This window comes from Arthrobacter glycogeni (assembly GCF_054511155.1).
In genome coordinates this window covers 1-18,431 of the sequence record NZ_JBTNDE010000033.1, presented here as the reverse complement: position 1 = coordinate 18,431, position 18,431 = coordinate 1, and the positions used below count along the sequence as shown (strand labels likewise).

Genomic DNA, 18,431 nt, shown 5'->3' with positions numbered 1-18,431 from the left:
CTACCGACCGAGCAAGCCGCGGGGATCTACCACCGGGTCGACACTGCTGCCCGGAACTTACAGGGCCCCGACGAACCCCGCACCCTCACCCAACTCAGGGCTGACGTCCTCATCGACGCCCTCACCAGCGCCGGCCCCACCGGATATATGACCAGCGGGCCTATGGATGGCGGGCCTATGGACGGCGGAGCAGAATCCGCTGGTGAAGGTATCCAGTCGGGTGAGGGCAGCCAGTCGCGGGACAGCCAGTTTTGGGGTGTGCAGGCGAAGGTCTTCGTCACGGTCCCGGTGTTGACCCTCATGGGCGGGGATGTGCCGGGTGAGTTGGAAGGGTACGGGCCAATCGACCCGGAGACGGCCCGCAAACTCGCCGGGCACGCGCCGTCGTTTACCAGGATCCTCACCCACCCGTATACGGGGGCCAGGTTGGGGGCTGATGCGACCACGTACCGGGTCCCCAAAGACCTCCAAGATGCTGTGAGAGTCAGAGACGGGACCTGTCGTCATCCGGGGTGCAACAGGCTGGCCGAGTTCTGCGAACTCGACCACACCATCCCCTGGTCCAGGGGCGGGACGACCCGCTACTCAAATCTGGCAGCGCTCTGTAAACGTCACCACATGTTCAAAACGGAGGGTTTCTGGCATTACACCCAACCCGAACCCGGGACGATCATCGCGATCTCCCCCGCCGGGGAAACCTACACCACCAAACCCAACCCACCACCACCACCACCACCAGAAACCCCACCACCGTTCTAGGATGAAGCCCCTCGGAACGGCTCGCCTCCGATGCCCCGTGACCCGGCGCAGCTCTGCACCGCCCAATGAAAGCCGGACCCGGTCCCACCGCCGAGGTGGGAGATCCGGTGGGCTGGGCGAGTGGGCTGGCGAGTCGCCAGATCTCACTCCTCGGCGGGAAAAGGACGGAAGGAAAGGCGGAAAGGGTCTCCTCGGCCTGAGTGGCTTGTCCCGGCGAGCCTCATACAATTGCTGCTGGCCGGCGGACCCCCGAACGCCACCGGATGTAGGCTGTGGCGGCTACAACGATGATCGAGACGACGGCAGCGGCGACCGCCGTAGGCATGGATTCCAGTTGGCCGCTGGTACGTCCCACAGCAATCCAGGCCAGACCCCAGCCAATGGCCGCCGCCACCGCAAGACGACCGTTTCCCTTGACTGCCAAACCGACGCCGACCCCCGCCACGACAGCGATGACACCAACCGCCCAGACGTCCTCGCTCACCCCAAATCCGGCGAAGCCGGCGGCCGACAGCGCGGCAGCAATGTTGGCGCACACCGCCACGCATACCCAGCCCAGGTAGAGGCCAAGGGTTCCGTCGACAACTACCCCCTCAACCCAGGATGACGCCGGGCTCCCGCTGTAACGCGGAAACACTATGGCAAGGACGGCAAGAAGGACCGCGATCACCAGGACGCTCGCGTTGAGCCACCCAGCCTGAATGCTCAAAATCCAGACGGCGTTCAACACCATCGACGCGGCGACAAGCCATCCAAGGGAGCGTTGCCGCCTACTGCGTCGTTGCGACGGCAGCCACTGCCACACGGTGTACGCCACCAGCCCCGCATAAATTACAGTCCAGATCGAGAATGCTGCACCGGCCGGGGCCAGCAGGGTGGCGTCGGACCCCAATGCACCGCCAGCGGCGTCAGCAATGGGCGTCCCTCCAAACACACCGACGCCAACCATTGATCCCACGATGCAAAACATCATGCTGCCAGTGACGGCTACTTGGCGATAGAGGTCAATACTGGTGTCCTGCTGCGCCGATGTGTGAGAAGTCATACCTCTATTGAACCGATTTGAGCGCGAGAAAACTATCTCTTCCATCGACCGATCAGTAGGCTGGGTAGCTCACGTGTCGACTTGAAAGGGCATGTCATGACTGAATCTAACCCTCCCGAAGAAGAACTGAACATCACCGACGGAATCGATCCAGCGGAGCCAGATGACCTGGATCCAATGACCGTGGGGCAGCCTGACAGCTACCCAGGTGCCGCCGAAGACAACCCGGACCAGTGGCGTGATGACCCGCTGTTACAGGACGAGCCTGCAGCGGCGATCCCTGGAGAAGATCCGCTGAGCGATCGGGCCCTGCGCGAGGAATTAGCTGACCCTGCAGCCCCTGGGACGCCAACACTCGGCGAGGCAGCAGCAGACATCGACTTCGGCGACCCCGCCGATGAGTCGGAAATCGACAGCAGTGACGACAGCGCCAACTTGGGTGGGTCGCCACTGGGCCAGACCGACCCGGACCTTGATGGGCGCTAGGACGATCGAGCCCTAGGGCGACGCCCGCGAATCATCACGCTGCGCCGTCGACACCCCGATTGGTGGTCCGTCGATGGCGCAGTGGCTCATCCCCTGCTGGCCCATCCCGTTGGCCGCAGGCGCGGCATCTCCTGCAGGAGAAGTATTGGCCGGGGAATCCTCGGGAGCTTCCTGGTCGGCGTCGCTCGCCGGTACGTTATTTCGGATAGTCAGTGCAGCGAGACCAGCGCCAACGAACAGCATGCCAACTCCGATCAGCACCGAAATACGGAACCCCTCATCGAAGGCCACGGGATCCAGGTAGCTGCCGCCAGAGAGCCCGGCAACGGCAGGAAGCAGCGCCACAGCTATGAGCGCCGCCGCCCGCGCCACAGCGTTATTCACCCCGGAGGCCAGCCCAGCATGCCGGCTATCCACTGATGCGAGCGCCGTAGCCGTCAATGGAGCTACCAGCACCGACAATCCCAGGCCCAGCACGACGACGCCGGGCAGCACATCGGTCAGGTAGGAAGCATCGGGGCCTATCCGCAGCATCAGCAGCAGGGCGATAGCGCAGAGCACCGGCCCAAGGCTCATCGGCAACCGCGGTCCAATGCGCGTTGCCAGCTGACCGGACCGCGATGACAGCAGGAGCATCAGCACGGTAATTGGCAACATCGCCGTGCCTGCCGCGAGTGGCGAGAACCCGGCAACTACCTGCAAATGCACCACCAAGAGGAAGAACACACCCCCAAACGCGCCATAGACGAGGAACGTCACGGCGTTGGTAGCGCTGAACTGGGTTGAGGAAAAGATTGACAGCGGCAGCATCGGGTTCCGGCCGCGTGCCTCGACCAGCAGGAAAGCACCCGCCGCGACCACGCCCACGGAGGCAGCCCCCAACACCGGCAAGGAAAAGAATCCCTGCGCCGGAGCCTCGATCAGGGCGTAGGTGGTGCCGGCCAGCGCCGCCGCTCCGAGCGCAGCACCCCACAGATCCAGCCGGCCCGTGCTCGTGTGATCCTTGGTCTCCGGGACGTGGCGCTGAGCCACGACGACGACGGCGATCGCCAATGGCACGTTGATCAGAAAGACCCACCGCCAGGACACGGTCTGAACCAGCCAGCCCCCAAGGAACGGGCCGATCGCCGTAGCTACTCCGCCGAGGCCGGACCAGGCGCCAATGGCGCGGGCTCGATCGTCGGGATGAAACGTGGCCTGAATCATGGCCAAACTACCCGGCGTCAGCAGCGCGGCACCTACTCCCTGCAATGCACGCGCGGTGATCAGAACTTCGGCGCTGGGCGCAAGCCCACAGCACAACGATGCGGTCGCGAACCAGATGACACCAATGACGAAGATTCTTCGCCTGCCGTAGCGGTCACTCAACGAACCGCCCAGCAGGATCAATGCGGCAAGGGTGAGAGTGTAGGCGGTGATAGTCCACTGCAGTGTAGAAAAGTCTGTTTGCAGGTCCGCACCTATAGCGGGCAACGCCACGTTGACCACTGTGGCGTCAATCCCTGCGAGGCCGGAGCCGAGGATGGCCGCGAGAAGCACCCAGCGGCCAGCGGTGGAGGAAAAACGGATCGGCCGCCCGCCGTCGTCGTGCGCTTCAGACACTGCAGTCCACCGCCATCGTCGTTAGCCTTCGCACTCCCGGCAGAACAGGAGATCGCCCTTTTGGCGGGCAACCTGGCTGCGGTGGCGGACCAGGAAGCAGGAGGAACAGGTGAACTCGTCGTCCTGAGGTGGGATGACGCGGATCAGCAGTTCCTCGCCGGAAAGATCGGCGCCCGGAAGATCAATGCCTTCAGCAGTATCGGCGTCCTCGACGTCGACCGACGCCGACTGGGATTTGCTGCCACGGTTGGCCTGGAGGGCTTCGAGGGACTCGGCTTCCTTGTCCTCATCGTTGTTGCGTGGTGCGTCGTAATCCGTTGCCATGCCGGTGCCGTTCTCCCGAAAATCGTTGAACCTGTGTGGATGATGCAGCCACACTATAACCATGAACATCCCGACCAAAATGTCGGGAACATTGTTGCTCAATCCCCTGTCCAACGCTCCCTGGCGCGGGTCCAGCGGAAGCCTACCCGGTGATACTTTCTCAATGCGATCACCCGTCCGTTTATTCCCGGTACGCGACGATTTCCCACGTCCAGCTACGTCCCATTGGACCCGTCTGCGTGGTGGTGCCTAACTTCGTCGCGTGCCGTCCGGAATTTCAGGGCCTCGTACCCGACCAGCACGCTCAAAAGGGCCGCGACCAGACCCAGCGACGCTAACGCTGGAAGCTGCCAGGCGACAGGAATCAAGACTGCCAGCAGCACCGCAACGACGGTTCGGTGGGGGTTCCAGGTTCCGGTGTTCCGCCGCCGAAACGCCACGTGACCCAGCAGGTGTATGGTCACCCCGCCGAAGAGAGCAACGAGCGGGACCCCTGTCAGCGGGTCGGTGAACTCGTGGTCACCTGTGTCTGAGACATATTCCAGAACCTTTTTTAGTCCCATCGCTATAAAGATGATTGAGATGACAATCGGGAAGTGCAGGTAGGTGTAGGAGTCGCGCGCCAGTCGACTCCGCTGTTCCCCGCTGGCCTTCGCGAGCACCCCTCCCGCCACGTGCGCGACCACGTCAAAATAGAGCCACCAGAGGCTAACAGCAACGGTGATGCCAAAGACCGACGCCACAATGACTGCCGTCGAGATGGGCTGCTGTGCCACACCGACGCCGATCGCCACCAGTGATTCGCCCAAGGCGACCAGCACAATGAGCCCGTGCCGCTCAGCGAAGTGAAGGGGCGCCGTCAGCCGCCATCCCGCTGTACCGGCGAGCCAGATGCCCGCATAGTCAACCACCAGGGCAAGCGCCCATAGCCCCGTCTGGTAGGGGGCCCCAGGGCTCCGCCGATCACGAGGAGGACGCAGGCCGCACTCACGGGGATCGCCGTCAGGAGCAACTGGCGGCGCAGCCCGACGTCGTCCCCGGCGGCGACCAGGTAGCAGGCCAAGTGCACGAGTCGCACGACGGCATAGCAGGCGGCGAGGACAAATGGGGCGAATAGGCCGCCGGGCAGGTCCGCGAAAGATTCGGGGATGGTCAGCGCGACAATAAACATGGTGGCGAGCGCTACCACCATGGTGACGCGAACCAAGCCCTCGTCCGCGTGTGCCTGGTTGCCCAGCCAGGCGTAGGAACACCATGCGAACCATAGCAGGGCCAGTAGTACCAGACCGCGCAGCGCCCCCTGCGGGGTGGGATCGTCGGCCATCAGTTGAGTCACCTGGGTAAAGGCAAACACGAAGACGAGGTCGAAGAGTAGCTCGAGGGTCGTCACGCTGTGGGAGGGATCTGTGGGCCGGACCAGACCCGTCCGCCGACATTGTGGAGCGTCAGCCATCTCTAACCCAGTTGTGCAGTGATCCTGCACGGTCTGAGCATCTTCACGACAGCACCACCTCCAGAGGCTGCTCCCGGGTTTTGTCCCTTAGTGTCTCACCAAGATCATCACAGGGGAAGATACGCTCGGAATAGGCTGGCCTCCTCGAGGGTTGCCACCTGAAGAACCGATTTCGACGGAAAGTGCTACTTGTGACTCTCTTTACCCCGCTCACCATCGGTGACATGGAACTGCCCAACCGCATCGTCATGGCCCCGCTCACCAGGGTTCGTTCGAGCAGGGAAGGCGTCCCCGGGCCCATCGTTGTCGAGCACTATCGGCAGCGCGCATCTTTGGGCCTGATCATCACCGAAGGCACCTACCCCGCCGAGGCGGGCCGAGGTTTCCCCGGCCAGCCGGGGCTGGTCACCGAAGAACAGCTAGCCGGCTGGCGCACCGTCACCACTGCCGTGCACGACGCCGGCGGCCGGGTCTTCGCCCAGGTGATGCATGCGGGGCGGGTCACCCATGAGTCAACCACCGGCGGTCACACCGTTGTGGCTCCGAGCGCCGTCGCCCTTGACGGCGAGACACGCACCTACGACGGCAAGCAGCCCTACCCGGTCCCGCATGCCCTGACCACTGATGAGCTCCCCGGAATCATTGACGAATTTGTTCAAGCCTCCCGGAACGCTATCGACGCCGGGATGGACGGCGTCGAGCTCCATGGCGCGAACGGGTACCTGCTGCACCAGTTCATGTTCCCGGAGACCAACCAGCGCGACGACGGTTACGGCGGCTCGCCAGCAAACCGCGCCCGCTTCATGACCGAGGTGGTGCAGGCGGTTGCAGCGGCCATCGGAGCCGAGCGCGTGGGTTTGCGGATCTCGCCGGGCACCACTGCCCGGGACGTCCTGCCCGCCGATCCGGCTGACGTGCTCGCCACCTACGGCGCGATGGCTGACGCTGTCGCACCCCTGAATATCGCCTACCTGAGCGTGCTCCACGAGGATCCAGCCAGCACCCTGGTCCAGGAGATCCGTTCACGCTTCGACGGCCCTTTTCTGGTGAACAGCGGCTTCGGCGTGATCACTGACCGGGACGAGGCGGAGGACATCCTAGCGTCGGGCCTTGGCGACGCCGTCGTCGTCGGCCGCCAGGTCATCGCCAACCCGGATCTCGCCCGTCGCTGGCAGGAGAACCTGCCGCTGAACGAGCCGGACCCGCTAACCTTCTACTCTGACGGCGCCAAAGGCTACATCGATTACCCGTTCTATCGGGAATCGTTGGCCGAGGCCTCAGCTTGAAGCCAGCCAACCTGGTCAGACGGATTCAGGGGTTGGCTGCCCAGCATGTGCCCCACTTCATTCAGTGCTGAGACCTTTGCGGAACCGGCATGGCTACCGATGCCGCATCGCAGGTGGCTGAGGCCACCGCCGATGAAGTCCGTGGCCAGGTTGGCAAACTTGTCGATGATGGGCTGGTCAGCATCGGTGATGAGCAGGTGCTGAACGGGCTCGTTGCCTCGGTCGAGACGGCTGGCGTCCCGGCGAGTTTCGTTGCCCTACTACGCGAGATCGCCCAAGCCGGCGACAGCGTTCCTAAGAAGTCCGTCGAGTCTCTGCAGGACAGGTGTGCTCAGACTGCAGGGGACAGCTAAGTTGGCAAAACCTTGGGAAATCACCCATCGCCAAGATGTTCACCTTCAACCCGTTGCGCTTCCGGGTGTGGTGCGGCACGCTGAGTGGGTACCGTAAGAATTCCCCCGAGCAGGGGTGGGTTGGTGGGGATCCAGTTCGCTGGTTCCCCGATGGGGCTACTCGTCAGTCAGCTTTCCCCGCAGGGACATGCTTGGAGCGACAAGTGACACGAATCTGGCCATCCGCCAAAACGAAGACCCTAGGGTTCCGCAAATCTGCGACCCGGTCTGGGCTGGCCATCTTTGTTGCCGCCGCAGCGGTATGCGGCTCCGGATATCAAAGCTCAGTTACCGGGGTGCCGAGGGAACTCACCGCCGCGGCGGCGCGTACCGTGCTATCGACTGAGGCACCCACCGGTTGGGTGGGGCGCGAACTGCTGGCCCTCCAAACACCCCCGAACCGGGACTTTTTAGTTCCGGGCGAGCCCCTCGACCTCAGCTTCGTCGGTCCTGTTACCGAAGCTGCTCCAGAGTTCGATGCTGCCGAGTTTGAAGCTCCCGGCGATACTCCCGACGACGGCGTCCAGGTGACAAGCGTTTCCACCGACGGTCCAGACCGCCCCGGGCCCGGCACACTGATGTCCCCCCTTGAGGCACTCAGCCCCAGCTCACCTTTCGGCGAACGCATCAACCCGATCACCGGCGAGGCCGACGAGTTCCACTATGGACTAGATTTCGCGGCGTCTTGCGGCACGCCAGTTCACGCGGCCGACGCCGGCACAGTACGAGCCGTCGGGTGGCACCCTTGGGGCGGCGGTAACCGGGTGGAAATTGACCACGGCAACGGGTTGATCACCACCTACAACCACCTTGAAGGCATCTCTGTGAAAGCGGGGGACACGATCGCGGTGAGCCAGATTGTGGCGGCAGTAGGGACAACCGGATCTTCGACCGGATGCCATCTGCACTTCGAGACCATCCGCGACGGCTCGCACGTCGACCCGAAAGGCTGGACGCTCACACCACTTAGGCTGTCCGCGACAGAGCGGACACCGGACATGACCTCCTATGCGCCCGGCGGCGCCGAGTCCGCAAACTCCGTGCCCTGGGTGATCGCCATGCCCCATGACGGGTCGTACGACGATGAGAATGGCCGGTCCGGAGATCCCGGACCAACCATCATGGCCGCACAGGCCCTCCCAGCGCCCACCGACCACAGCGCGAACCCGCGCGCCATTCCGAAACGGCCGGCCGGCGAATCTGCTCCGGCCACTCCGAAGGCGCCGGTCATCCCGAGGCCTTCCGCCACCCCAAAGCCCTCACCGGCCCCCGACGCCGCAAAACCAGACAAAAAGGGCAACCCGACACCCTCGCCTTCGCCTTCGCCCTCGTCTAGCGCATCCTATGCAGCGCCAGGGGGCCATCTCACTCCGCCACCTGCACCAACGCCCAGGCCCTCACCAAAGCCGGATCCCTCAGCGGAACCCACGCCCGAACCTGACTCCACACCATCCCCCAAGCCCTCACCCGAGCCGACTCCCGACCCGTCCCCCAGCCCCGAACCCGCGCCATCCCCCAAGCCATCGCCTAAGCCCTCACCCGAGCCGACTCCCGACCCGTCCCCCAGCCCCGAACCCGCGCCATCCCCCAAGCCATCGCCCAAGCCATCGCCCGAACCGACGCCGGACCCTTCCCCGGATCCGTCCCCCAACCCCGAGCCCACGCCCGGCTGCGACGTCGGGCCGAAACCGGTCGCTGATCCTGGGGCGGCTATCGGACTCGGATTGGTCGGAAAGACCGGACTGGAAGCGGTCAATAGCCGGAACGTGTCTCCACTTCCGGCGCAGATTCCCCACCCGGTGCTGAACACGGAGGCCTCAGCTCACGGCGCTCGGGCTGATATCAGTGTCGACGGTGAAAACGTCGGTAGCCCTACAGACCAGGAGTCACCTGATCCGAAACCCGGATGCGAAGGCGAGGAGGGTCCGACTCAGCCCCTCAGCAGTGAACCCGCTTACGAGCCCGAAGACACCGGCCCACCAAGCCAGGACGCCGCCGCTACGCCGGACCCCGCCAAACCGTAAAATGGTCACTGCGTCGTTAGGGAGCCGCCGTGACCTGCTAGCAAAGTGTTCGCACCACGGCCTTGGTATTCGATTCTGAGTCCGAAGACGAGAAGCGGTAGTGCCACAGGAGACCGAGGTTTACGACGAGCAGTACGACGCGTGCGCCGACGCCCAAGCTAACTGAGAGTGACTGTCGGAGGGGATACCCTACCGCTGAGCCGCGAAGAAACCGCCGAACAACCGGGCTACTTCCCAGTGTTTGAAGGGTTCTCGGTGGAGCCTCCTGCCGGATTCGAACCGGCGACCCCCTGTTTACAAGACAGGTGCTCTGGCCAACTGAGCTAAGGAGGCGTACTGGCAAAGCCAGCAAGCGCTGTCGTCGTCGTCGAAACCGATCGATTGCGCAAAGACAAGATTAGCCCAGCCGCGCCGTCAGCGAAACCTAGCCGGTGAAAGCTAGCCCTTGGCGTCGATCTTCTCCTGAGTGAATGCGGCGAAATTGTCGATGGCTTCCGGCACGGCTTCCCCCTCGACATAGATGGTTGGCGTTCCGGTGATTCCGTCCAGTTCGGCGGTCTCCGTGGCGAAGGCGACCCACGGCCTGAAGGTGCCCTCCGACAGGCAGGTGGAGATGTCGGCTGCCCCGGACGACGACGCGAGGGCAGCCAGACCGTCGTCGTCAAGCTCGCCGTTCTCGTAGTTGGCAAACACGCCAGCGGAGAAGTCAAAGTACGCCTCGGGGGACTCCTCGGCCACGCAGGCGAGCGCGTTCGCGCCGCGGGATGAGTAGTCAGTTGAGGAGTTGCGGTCCAGATACGCCAGGTTGCGGTGTTCCATGGTGATTTCGCCGGCGGCGAGCCAGGCCTGGATCTGATCGGCGTGGGTGCTCTCAAACTCGGCGCAGAACACACAGTTCACATCGACATAGGAGACCACCTGCACCGGCTCGCCATCAGCGGAGACGGCAACGCCCGGGGGCAGCTCGCCGGCTGGTCTCGGGTCCGACGGCAGGGTCCCACGATCAACAGTCCCCGTGTCGGATGGCTCCACTTCGGTGCTTGAGGTCAGCACGATCCCGCCGTATTCGTTGCCCCCGGCAGGCGCAGGGCCGGCGTCGGGCACCTGACCACGGATCGTGTTGGTGACGATCAGCGCTGCTACCACCAGAATGGCGACCACCGCGGCCACGACGCCCCAGCGGATGAGCAAGCCTTTGCGTCTATCCCGACGTTCCTGAGCCTCACGGATTAAACGTGCCTGCTCGCGTGCCTGCGCCGAGCGCTGCGATTTGGTCGGTTTATGGCTCGAGCTGGGCGTCATCAGTCCTCGTCATGGTTGGGTGCGCGTAGTCTCAAGCTTAGCGATCCACCCCTGCCGCAAACGACGAACCAGTCGACGCCACCAAAACGGTAAAGTGCTAAGTAGCCCTACTATGTGCAGGAGCCAGCGTGCCTTCAGCTATACCTTCGTCCGATAACACCACCGCCTACGGCGAATTCGAGTTCATCGTCGTGTCCAACCGGCTGCCCGTCGACCGCGTGGCCGATAATGGGGGCAGCTCCTGGCGCCGGTCACCTGGCGGTCTCGTCACCGCGCTGGCGCCGGTCATGGCGAAGGCCGACGGCGCGTGGGTGGGCTGGCACGGCGCCCCCGACGAGTCGCTGGATGCCTTCGACCACGACAATATGCGTCTGGTCCCAGTCCCCCTGGCAGCGGATGAGGTGGAGTTCTACTATGAAGGCTTCTCCAACTCCACCCTGTGGCCGCTGTACCACGACGTCATTGCCCCACCCGAGTTCCACCGCCATTGGTGGGACTCCTATCGCCGCGTCAACCAGCGCTTCGCCGAGGCGGCAGCCGCAGTCGCCGCCGAGGGTGCCACGGTCTGGGTCCAGGATTACCAGCTGCAGCTGGTCCCCAAGATGCTGCGCGCTGCCCGCCCGGACCTGAAGATCGGTTTCTTCAACCACATCCCGTTCCCGCCCCTGGAAATCTTTGCGCAACTGCCCTGGCGCCGCCAGGTGATCGAGGGCCTCCTCGGCGCCGACCTGATCGGCTTCCAGCGCCCCAGCGACGCCAGTAACTTCCTGCGCTGCGTCCGCCGCTTCGTGGGCCACACGGTGCGCCAGCAGCAGGTCCAGGTGGAAGTCGAGGAAGGCGGCCTTACCTACACCTCCCGGGCCGAGGCGTTCCCCATCTCCATCGACGTGGACCAGATCATCACTCTGGCCAACCGTGAGGACATCATTGAACGGTCCAAGGAGATCCGCCGCGAACTCGGCAACCCCAAGCACATCCTCCTCGGCGTTGACCGGCTGGACTACACCAAGGGGATCGGCCACCGACTGAAGGCGTATGAGGAACTCCTCGCGGACGGCAGCGTCCAGGTTGAGGACGCGGCCCTCATTCAGGTGGCCAGTCCCAGCCGGGAGCGGGTCGAACAATACCGGTTGCTGCGCGAGGAGATTGAGGGCGCCGTCGGGAGGATCAACGGCACCTACGACACCATCAAGAACACCGCCATCCGGTACCTGCATCATAGCTACCCCGTCGAGGAAATGGTTGCCCTGTACCTGGCTGCTGACGTGATGCTGGTCACCGCTCTGCGCGACGGCATGAACCTGGTGGCCAAGGAGTATGTCGCGGCCAGGACCGGCAATCGCGGTGCACTGGTGCTCAGCGAGTTCGCCGGCGCCGCCGATACCCTCCGACAGGCAGTCCTGGTCAACCCGCATGACATTGACGGGCTCAAGGCCGCGATCGTCACCGCGGTGAACATGAGCCCCGCCGAGGCGACCCGCCGGATGCGCATCATGCGCCGCCAGGTGCTGCAGAACGACGTCGAACGCTGGTCCAAAGCCTTCCTCGCCGCTCTGCAGGAAGGCAACCACGAACACACCCAGGAGACACCGCATGCCTGAGAACCTGAGCACCGACCTGCTGGCCGCCCTGCACACGATCGCCACGGCCGATCACCTGCTGATCGCCCTCGACTTTGACGGCACCATGTCGCCGCTCGTGCCCCTGGCTGCCGATGCCCGGCCGCTGCCCGGCTCCGCGTCGGCGCTGTCAGCGTTGGGGCAACTGCCGGAGACGACGACGGCGCTGGTCTCCGGGCGCGCCCTCAACAGCCTGCGCGCCGTAGCGACACCCGATCCCGAAACCCTCCTGATCGGGAGTCACGGCGCGGAGACGTGGACCGGCCCCGATGGCACATCCTTGACGCTCACCCAGCAGCAGACCGATCTCCTGCGCCGGGCCACCGACGCCGTCCAGCGGGTAGTGGACGTCCACGCAGGCACGGTGCTCGAAACCAAGCCGGCCGGCGTCGTGCTTCACACCCGGACCGCCGACGACGACGTCGCCGCCGCCGCGACCGATGCCGCACGTGCCGCACTCGACCAGCTGGAAGGGGCGCACATCACCGATGGCAAGCGGGTCCTCGAAACCTCAGTGCTGAGCACCGATAAGGGGCAGGGTATCCGGTCGCTCAGGAAATACACCGGGGCCACGGCCGTCTTCTTCGCTGGGGACGACGTCACCGACGAGTACGCCTTCGCCGCCCTTGAACCGCAGGACCTCGGCATCAAGATCGGTGATGGACCCACTGAGGCTCGCCACCGGATCGGGTCCCCCGCCGAGTTGGTGTCGGTGCTTGAACACCTCCTGGCGCTCCGCAGCGCCGGTGCGTAAACAGAAATAATCTGCCATACTCGGAATCTGTGACACACGCCACTGGCGTTATCTCTTTGAGATAACGCCCTCGGTGGGTCGCGGACAACTGAATATTCTCCATTCACAACGGATCGTCGGGCACGTACCTGCCCGTGAAAAGGAAAAGACAAAATGGCAACGGTAACGTTTGACCAGGCAACACGCCTGTACCCGGGAACAGACAAACCAGCGGTTGACAGGCTTGACATTCAGATCGCCGACGGCGAATTCCTCGTCCTGGTGGGCCCCTCAGGTTGTGGCAAGTCCACCTCGCTACGGATGCTCGCCGGACTCGAGGATGTGAACTCCGGCCGCATCCTGATCGGTGACCGCGACGTCACCGATGTCCCGCCGAAGGACCGCGACATCGCGATGGTGTTCCAGAACTATGCGCTCTACCCTCACATGTCGGTCGCCGACAACATGGGCTTTGCGCTGAAGATCGCTGGTGTCTCCAAGGAAGAGCGGGCCGAGCGGGTACGCGACGCAGCGAAACTACTCGACCTCGAGCCATACCTCGACCGCAAGCCGAAGGCTCTCTCCGGTGGCCAGCGTCAGCGCGTCGCGATGGGGCGCGCCATTGTGCGTAACCCTCAGGTCTTCCTGATGGATGAGCCGCTGTCCAACCTCGACGCGAAACTCCGTGTGCAGACCCGCACCCAGATTGCGTCGCTGACCCGCCGTCTGGGCGTCACCACCGTGTATGTCACCCACGACCAGGTGGAGGCCATGACCATGGGAGACCGCGTCGCGGTCCTCAAGGACGGCGTCCTCCAGCAGGTCGACACCCCGCGCAACCTGTACGAGCGGCCGGTCAACGTGTTCGTTGCAGGATTCATTGGTTCGCCCGCCATGAACCTGCTTGAGCTCCCGGTCACCGACGGCGGCGTGCTCTTCGGAGGCACCACCTACCCGGTTGCCCACGAGGTCCTCGATGCCGCGCACGGCGGCACCGTCACGCTGGGTGTCCGGCCGGAAGACCTGCAGATTGCGGAAGGCACCCAGGGGCTGCAGGTGGAGGTCGACGTCGTCGAGGAACTTGGCGCCGACGCCTACGTCTACGGTCACACCACCCTGGACGGACAGGAACATGTCATCGTGGCACGCGTGGACGGCCGGCGCCCTCCTATGAAGGGTGACACCATTTACGTCACCCCCGAACAGGGCCATGTGCACCTGTTCGATATGAAGGACGGATTGCGCCTCGCAGAGCACGTCTAGCCCGGCCCCGCTGTTCGAGCGGAACTGACCCGAGTACGGTGGTCTGTGGATTGATCTCCAATCCAGGGGCCACCGTACGTCGTTAAGTAGTAAACAGTTATAACAAAGGGCAACACATGAACGATGCGCCAGACGCCGAGTGGCACGACGAGCCAACCGACTGGAATCAGCCAGGGAAATTGCCCCGCACCAAGGGCGCACCGGATCCAGGCACCCTCGGCTCACTGAACATTACTGCCGCGGCGACCGATCCTGAGTTGTTGGACCTGCCCTGGCACATCGGACTTGAGGATTGGCCGGCCCAGTACCTGGCCGCGCTGCCCCGCGGCATCTCCCGGCACATTGTGCGTTTCGCACACCTCGGCGGATCAGTCATTGCCATCAAGGAAACCAGCGAGCACATAGCCCGGCATGAATACCACATGCTGCGGAAGCTCAGACGCCTCGATGTTCCCAGCGTGGAGCCGGTCGCTGTGATCACCGGTCGCAAGGCACGGGATGGTTCTGACCTCGACCCTGTGCTGGTGACCAGGCACCTGAAGTTCTCCATGCCCTATCGCGCTCTGTTCTCCCAGACTCTCCGCCGGGATACCCTCACCCGCCTGATCGACGCCCAGGCGCTCCTGCTCGTTCGACTGCACCTCATTGGGTTCTACTGGGGTGACGTCTCGCTGTCGAACACTCTGTTCCGACGCGACGCAGGAGCATTCGCTGCCTACCTGGTGGACGCCGAAACGGGTGAACTGTACCCCGGGCTGTCATCGGGGCAACGGGAGTACGACCTGGAGATTGCCCGCGTAAATATCGCTGGCGAGCTGATGGACCTTGCTGAGGGAGGCCTGATCGAGGAGAAGGTGGATCCCCTTGCCACCAGCGAGCTCATCATGGATAGCTACCGGCGGCTCTGGGCAGAACTCACCGATCAGGAGTCCTTCGACCTGAGCGACCGGTGGCGGGTGAACGCCCGGATCAGGCGGCTCAACGAGCTGGGGTTCGACGTCGAGGAGTACGCCATCCAGACGGAAGCCAACAGTTCGCAGATTCAGCTGCAGCCAAAAGTGGTCGATGCGGGCCACCATAGCCGCAGGCTACTGCGCCTCACCGGACTGGACGCGCAGGAGAACCAGGCCAGACGGCTACTCAACGACATGGACGCCTACCGGGCCGACAACAACTCCGACGTCGACGAGGAACTCAGTGCACACCTCTGGGTGACCCAGGTGTTCGAACCGATTGTGCGAGCCGTCCCGCGGGAGCTGGGCCGCAAGCTCGAGCCCGCCGAAGTGGTCCACGAGGTACTCGAACACCGCTGGTATATGTCCGAGCAGCAGGACCGCAACGTTCCGATGGCTGAGGCAGTCCAGTCCTACCTCGACTCGATCCTCGTCCACCGCCGCGATGAGGCGGCCATCATGCTCACAGAAGACACCAAGACGATAGACATCCTTGGTGGCGGGGCCCGCGACTCGCCGTGACCAGGTAAGACCCTCCGACCGGGGCCCACCTCCTGGTTACGCCATAGTCGCGTTGGAGCCCTATGGGCACTGCACCGGCTCACCCTGGAAGGTCTGCTGACCCGGACCGGTCTGCTGGCAAAACTCGGCCAGCTCTGTAATGACCGGAATGAACGCGACGAACGCGACGACCATGACGATTGTCGCGATGACCGCCAGCGCACCGATGATGATGCCTGCCAAAGCGAAGCCGTTCCCCATCCGCGCTTTGCGGGACTTTACCATCGCAACGATGCTGATGATGAGTCCCACAATGTTCAGGCCTGGAATCAGCGACAGGATTAAACCGACGATGCCGAGGGTCTTGCCCGGGTTCTCGGCCGGCTGCCCGTAACCGGGGCCGCCACCATAGGGACCCTGTCCGTATCCGCCCTGCTGGCCGCCGGATGCGTCCTGGCCGTAGGGAACCTGGCTGCCCGGAGCCTGCTGACCGTAGGGCGACTGCTGCTGCCCATACGGGGTGGGCTGGCTACCCGGCGCTGGCTGCTGCCACTGCTGGCCGGCCGGATACTTCTTCGGATTGTCGCCCTGTCCGTCCGGCTGGTTGGGCAGATTGCCCGGATAGTTCTCCGACACGTTGAATCCCCATTCAGAATTGTGCTGCTGTCCGCTGACAGCAGCTTCACGACTTATTCTATCCACCCGCAGCTACCCCCGGCCTATGATCGCCTTGCCTGGGTTGAGGATGCCCCGCGGATCGAACAGGTCCTTGATCCGACGCTGCAACTCGAGCACCTCCTCGCTCTGCTCCCACGCCAGCCACCTCAGCTTGTACTGGCCCACCCCATGTTCGCCGGTGATGGTCCCACCGAGGTCGAGCGCCAACCGCACTGACTCGTCCAGTGCGAGCTCAAGCCGGGCCGCACCGTCGTCGCCCTCCGACGCCGACACCCAGAAGGTGGGGTGCAGGTTCCCATCCCCCGCGTGGGCCACCACCTTGAGTAGCACCCCATGATGGGACGCAACCCGCTCCAGCTGCGCAATGTAGTTCACGAGTTGTGACCGCGGGACCGTAACGTCCTCGCCTACCCTGTACTCGTCGTCGACCTCATCTCCCCGGCTATGCCGTCGAAGGTCGATCAGGCGAGCCGCCTCCGCGACGTCCTGCTCGCTTACCGTGCCGCCCAGCGACGTCAAAGCGTGACGCACGACGGCGGCTTCCGCCTCCGCACCAAACCCGTCAGTTTGGATAAGTAGCAGTGCGCCCCCGCGTTCCCTCAGATTGGAGCCGTGGACGCCGTCGAGTGCGCTCAGAGTCATCCCGTCCAGCAGTTCCATGATCGCGGGTTGAACCCGGGCCTTGCCCACTGCCAGGACGCCGGCGGCTGCCGCTTGAACATCGGGAAAGAAAGCCGCGAGGGTTTGTTCATTGTGCGGGAGGTACCTCAGCCGCACGGTGATCCCGACGACGATCCCCAAGGTCCCCGCCGACCCGACAAAGAGAGACGTCAGGTCATACCCAGCAACCCCTTTGAAGGTCTGGACGCCAGTGTGAATGAGTGTGCCGTCTGCGAGGACCACGTCCAGGGCCAGGATTGAGTCCCGGGTCACGCCGTACTTGGCGCACCGCAGCCCGCCAGCATTGGTCGCGACATTCCCGCCAATCGTCGAAATTCGGTAGCTGGCCGGGTCCGGGGCATACATCAGTCCATGGCTCGCTGCCGCCTCGTTCAGGTCAGCGTTGATCACACCGGGCTCAACCACAGCGACTTCATCGAGCGGCCTGAGATCAACGAGTCGGTTCATCCGCTCGAGGTTGAGGACAATGCAACCCTTCGTCGCATGAGCCCCACCGGATACGCCGGTGCCTGCGCCCCTGGCCACCACGGGAACCCGTCTGGTGTGAGCCCACCGAAGGATCAGCTGCACCTGCCCAACGGTTTCAGCCCAGACGACCGCCGACGGAGTCTGAAGGTCGAGTATTGGACCTTGGTCGCGGGCATAAGGTACGACGGCGGATGCACCGGTGAGCACTGCACCTTCAGGCAGGAGGGCGGCGAGATCGGACATCGGTACCTCGGTCACCGGGCACCACCCATGAATCGGCTGAACTTCTCGAGCGCCAGGGGCCAGAAGTCAAGATAAGTAGCGCGGTCCGCCCCGGACGCCGGTTCGGTGCTCCACCCGTCGTGGACGAGAGACACCGTTGTCCCCCCGCCCGTGGTCGGGCGAAAGTCGATGGTTAGTTCGGTGGACGTTCCACCAGTTGGTTGATGATGCCACACCATTTCCAGGCGGGTGTCCTGGCCCGTGCGGCGGACCTCAGCCCACACTGCCTCGTCCTCTTCGACAGAAGTCTCCACCAGGGAGTTACCCTCTAGATCGAAAAAGCTTCCTGCGCCCCAGACGCTAAGCACCTCCGCTGGCCACCACAGATGGATGTGCTCTACAAACCCCGCGAATGTATGCTCCACGGGAACCGGGACCAGTACGGCGAACTCGAGCGCTACGAGACGGTCGAAATCTGGTGCTGACGGGGCTGCGTCTGAAAACAAATCGCTCATACCCTGATTTTACTGGTGGTGGTTAAGTGCGAAAGGCCCCACTGTGGGTGGGGCCTTTCGTTTAATGGTTGTCCGGCGGTGTCCTACTCTCCCACACTCTCTCGGGTGCAGTACCATCGGCGCTG

At 63.9% G+C, this 18,431-nt stretch carries 16 protein-coding genes, 1 tRNA gene and 1 pseudogene; 9 read left to right on the top strand and 9 right to left on the bottom strand.

Going from position 1 to position 18,431, the window contains the following annotated elements; translation table 11 throughout:
* A partial coding sequence (locus tag ACX80O_RS16000) for an HNH endonuclease (protein WP_459334059.1) occupies window positions 1-759 on the top strand: 759 nt, incomplete at its 5' end.
* A 220-nt stretch (window positions 760-979) separates the two neighbouring features.
* On the opposite strand, the gene ACX80O_RS15995 is transcribed toward ACX80O_RS16000, so the two are convergent.
* Complete coding sequence (locus tag ACX80O_RS15995) at window positions 980-1,804, bottom strand: TspO-related membrane protein (protein ID WP_459334058.1); 825 nt, start codon at window positions 1,802-1,804, stop codon at window positions 980-982.
* Between the two features lie 96 nt (window positions 1,805-1,900).
* Between ACX80O_RS15995 and ACX80O_RS15990 the strand changes: the two genes are divergently transcribed.
* The gene (locus ACX80O_RS15990) at window positions 1,901-2,290 is read left to right on the top strand and encodes a hypothetical protein (RefSeq protein WP_459334057.1); all 390 of its coding nucleotides are present in this window, start codon (window positions 1,901-1,903) and stop codon (window positions 2,288-2,290) included.
* A gap of 12 nt (window positions 2,291-2,302) precedes the next feature.
* Here ACX80O_RS15990 and ACX80O_RS15985 read toward each other — a convergent pair whose 3' ends face one another.
* The 3 genes and pseudogenes from ACX80O_RS15985 to ACX80O_RS15975 form a co-directional block, all read right to left on the bottom strand.
* Window positions 2,303-3,892 (bottom strand): MFS transporter, encoded by a 1,590-nt coding sequence (locus ACX80O_RS15985; RefSeq protein ID WP_459309144.1) that lies wholly within the window; start codon window positions 3,890-3,892, stop codon window positions 2,303-2,305.
* Window positions 3,893-3,913: 21 nt separating this feature from the next.
* Entirely contained in the window at window positions 3,914-4,216 is a 303-nt protein-coding gene (locus tag ACX80O_RS15980) for a DUF4193 domain-containing protein (RefSeq protein WP_459309152.1), read from the bottom strand.
* Between the two features lie 215 nt (window positions 4,217-4,431).
* Window positions 4,432-5,669: pseudogene (locus tag ACX80O_RS15975) on the bottom strand (low temperature requirement protein A).
* Between the two features lie 191 nt (window positions 5,670-5,860).
* Between ACX80O_RS15975 and ACX80O_RS15970 the strand changes: the two are divergent.
* The 3 genes from ACX80O_RS15970 to ACX80O_RS15960 all read left to right on the top strand — a co-directional run bounded on the left by ACX80O_RS15970 (window position 5,861) and on the right by ACX80O_RS15960 (window position 9,371).
* The gene (locus ACX80O_RS15970; RefSeq protein WP_459309142.1) at window positions 5,861-6,955 is read left to right on the top strand and encodes an alkene reductase; all 1,095 of its coding nucleotides are present in this window, start codon (window positions 5,861-5,863) and stop codon (window positions 6,953-6,955) included.
* Window positions 6,956-7,044: 89 nt separating this feature from the next.
* A complete protein-coding gene (locus ACX80O_RS15965) occupies window positions 7,045-7,308 on the top strand; it encodes a hypothetical protein (protein ID WP_459309140.1) in 264 nt (87 codons plus the stop codon).
* A 203-nt stretch (window positions 7,309-7,511) separates the two neighbouring features.
* Entirely contained in the window at window positions 7,512-9,371 is a 1,860-nt protein-coding gene (locus ACX80O_RS15960) for a M23 family metallopeptidase (RefSeq protein WP_459334056.1), read from the top strand.
* 256 nt (window positions 9,372-9,627) lie between these two features.
* Here the strand turns inward: ACX80O_RS15960 and ACX80O_RS15955 are convergent.
* Window positions 9,628-9,704: transfer RNA gene (locus ACX80O_RS15955), tRNA-Thr, on the bottom strand.
* A gap of 105 nt (window positions 9,705-9,809) precedes the next feature.
* Entirely contained in the window at window positions 9,810-10,673 is an 864-nt protein-coding gene (locus ACX80O_RS15950; protein ID WP_459334055.1) for a DsbA family protein, read from the bottom strand.
* A 128-nt stretch (window positions 10,674-10,801) separates the two neighbouring features.
* Between ACX80O_RS15950 and ACX80O_RS15945 the strand changes: the two genes are divergently transcribed.
* From ACX80O_RS15945 to ACX80O_RS15930, 4 genes are all read left to right on the top strand, one after another.
* Window positions 10,802-12,274 carry an alpha,alpha-trehalose-phosphate synthase (UDP-forming) gene (locus tag ACX80O_RS15945; protein ID WP_459309136.1) on the top strand — a complete coding sequence of 491 codons (1,473 nt, stop codon included), beginning with the start codon at window positions 10,802-10,804 and terminating at the stop codon, window positions 12,272-12,274.
* The gene (gene otsB, locus ACX80O_RS15940; protein WP_459334054.1) at window positions 12,267-13,046 is read left to right on the top strand and encodes a trehalose-phosphatase; all 780 of its coding nucleotides are present in this window, start codon (window positions 12,267-12,269) and stop codon (window positions 13,044-13,046) included. Before ACX80O_RS15945 ends, otsB begins: the two co-directional genes overlap by 8 nt.
* Window positions 13,047-13,199: 153 nt before the next feature.
* The gene (locus ACX80O_RS15935) at window positions 13,200-14,288 is read left to right on the top strand and encodes an ABC transporter ATP-binding protein (protein WP_459334053.1); all 1,089 of its coding nucleotides are present in this window, start codon (window positions 13,200-13,202) and stop codon (window positions 14,286-14,288) included.
* Window positions 14,289-14,404: 116 nt separating this feature from the next.
* Entirely contained in the window at window positions 14,405-15,763 is a 1,359-nt protein-coding gene (locus ACX80O_RS15930; protein ID WP_459334052.1) for a DUF4032 domain-containing protein, read from the top strand.
* A 60-nt stretch (window positions 15,764-15,823) separates the two neighbouring features.
* Here ACX80O_RS15930 and ACX80O_RS15925 read toward each other — a convergent pair whose 3' ends face one another.
* From ACX80O_RS15925 to ACX80O_RS15915, 3 genes are read right to left on the bottom strand one after another with little or no spacing between them, the layout of a single operon-like run.
* On the bottom strand, window positions 15,824-16,444 hold the full coding sequence (locus tag ACX80O_RS15925) for a DUF4190 domain-containing protein (protein ID WP_459334051.1): 621 nt from the start codon (window positions 16,442-16,444) through the stop codon (window positions 15,824-15,826).
* Window positions 16,445-16,450: 6 nt separating this feature from the next.
* A complete protein-coding gene (locus ACX80O_RS15920; RefSeq protein WP_459334060.1) occupies window positions 16,451-17,812 on the bottom strand; it encodes an FAD-binding oxidoreductase in 1,362 nt (453 codons plus the stop codon).
* An 11-nt stretch (window positions 17,813-17,823) separates the two neighbouring features.
* Entirely contained in the window at window positions 17,824-18,306 is a 483-nt protein-coding gene (locus ACX80O_RS15915) for an SRPBCC family protein (RefSeq protein ID WP_459309129.1), read from the bottom strand.
* Window positions 18,307-18,431: the final 125 nt, after the last annotated feature.